The organism is Streptomyces calidiresistens (assembly GCF_014141525.1).
Classification (GTDB): Bacteria; Actinomycetota; Actinomycetes; order Streptomycetales; family Streptomycetaceae; genus Streptomyces; species Streptomyces calidiresistens.
Genome location: NZ_VKHS01000922.1, coordinates 1 through 1,953, shown reverse-complemented (window position 1 = coordinate 1,953; position 1,953 = coordinate 1). Strand labels below are relative to the sequence as shown.

Annotated in this window: 1 protein-coding gene; it reads right to left on the bottom strand. The window is 74.4% G+C overall.

The window, feature by feature from the left end:
• Nucleotides 1-13: 13 nt before the first annotated feature.
• A partial coding sequence (locus FOE67_RS24165) for an ABC transporter ATP-binding protein (protein ID WP_438874301.1) occupies nucleotides 14-1,953 on the bottom strand: 1,940 nt, incomplete at its 5' end.

Sequence of the window (1,953 nt, the reverse complement as noted above, 5' to 3'; positions counted from 1 at the left end):
GCGTCAGAGGTGTCTAACAGACAGACGTCCCCCGCTCCGGCGGATCGGCGAACCGGGCGGCCTGGAGGGCGTACATCTCCGCGTACCGACCACCCCGGGCGAGGAGTTCGGCCGGGTCACCGGACTCCACCACCGCCCCCTCGTGCAGCACGTGCACCAGGTCGGCGTCCCGCACCGAGGCCATCCGGTGGGTGATCAGCACGACGGTCCGCCCCTCGTCGGCCAACGCCCGGATGCGGTCGAAGACCTCCTGTTCGGCCCGGGCGTCCAGGGCGGCGGTGGGTTCGTCCACGATCAGCACGGGCGCGTCCCGGTAGGCGGCACGGGCGATGCCCAGCCGCTGCCACTGCCCGCCGGAGAGCTGGTGCCCGCGTTGGAAGACCCGGGAGAGCAGGGTGCCCCAGCGCCGCGGGAGCGAGTCCACGACCGCCGTCGCGCCCGCCTGCCCGGCGGCCCGGTCCAGCCGGGCCCCGGTCATCGGCTCCTCCGCGCGGCCGATGCCGACGTTCACCCGGGCGGTGAAGGGCCACCGATAGAAGTCCTGGCCCACCACCGCGAACCGGGAGAACAACTGCGCGCGATCGGCCCGGACGGTGTCCACCCCGCCGAACAGGATCCGCCCGGAGTCCGGCCGGTGGAGCCCGCAGATCAGCTTGACCAGCGTGGTCTTGCCCGAGCCGTTCTCCCCGACCAGGGCGGTGACCCGACCGGCGGGGACGGTCAGCGAGACGTCCCGCAGCACGGGGGAGGGCTTCTCCGAGCCGGGGAAGGAGAAGGTGACGTGCTCCACCGCGATCCCCACCGGCCCGTCCGGCACCGGCTCGCCGCCGACCGGGATCTCGCGGCCGGTGGACTCGGTGACCACCCGGTGCAGATCGTGCACGAAGAGGCTGTCCTCGTGCATGTTCGTCACCTGCGAGATCATCGAGTCCAGCGCCGAGGAGCCGGCGCGGATCGCCACCACCGCCGCGCCGGCGGCGGCCAGGGCCACCGCCCCGGTCCACAGCAGGCCGGCGAGCACCGCGTAGGCGGCCACGGCGGTGAGGCCGGTGAGGGCGGCGGCCGTCAGCCGGGTACCCGCCGCGATCCGGGCCAGCCGCGCCTGTTCCCCCTCGTAGGCCCGGGACATCGCCCCGAAGTGGTGCAGCAGGAAGGGGCCGATCCCGTGCACCCGCACCTCGGCGGCGGCGTCCTCCTCGATGATCAACCGGGAGATGGTGCTCGCGGCCCGGGTGTGCTGCACCCACTCGTGGTACGAGCGGTACCGGCCACGGGCGATGGTCAGCGTGGCCCAGGCGCCCGGCAGGGTCATCAGCAGCAGCATCGGCATGAGCACCGGGTGCAGCACCGCCAGCACACCGGCCGCCGCGACGAGGGAGATCAGCGCGGAGATCACCCGGGTGCCCTGCCCGACCATGCGCCGGGCGGAGGAGGCCCCGAACTGCGCGGACTCCAGGAGCTTGTGGAAGGCGTGGTCCTCGATGGCGGACAGCTCCACGGTCAGCGCCCGTCGCAGGTACCGCTCGCGGGCCAGCCGCTCCACCTTGGGCTGCAGGACGCCGTCGGCGTACGTGGTCACCGCCGCCAGCACCGCTCCCGCCGAGGCCGCGCCCGCCACGAGGAGGATCGCGGGGAGGGCGTCGCGCAGGCCGTCGGCGACGCCGGCGGGGGCGAGGATCGCCGCCAGCACGGCCTGGATGCCGAGCAGGGACACGGCGGCGGTGACGCCGCGCAGACTCTCGGCGAGCACCACGGTGCCGGTGGCGCGGCGGTCCGCGTCCCGGGCGAGGCGGGCGCAGACCAGCAGCATCCGGGGCAGTTGGACCAGGGTGCGGCGCAGGGTGAGGCCCGTGATCGCCTCGTCGTGGCGGGACCAGCCCATGTCGTACCGCAGTCGGCCGCCGAACAGCAGCCGCTCGGACTCCGAGACGAACTCCCCCTCCTCCCCGGCCC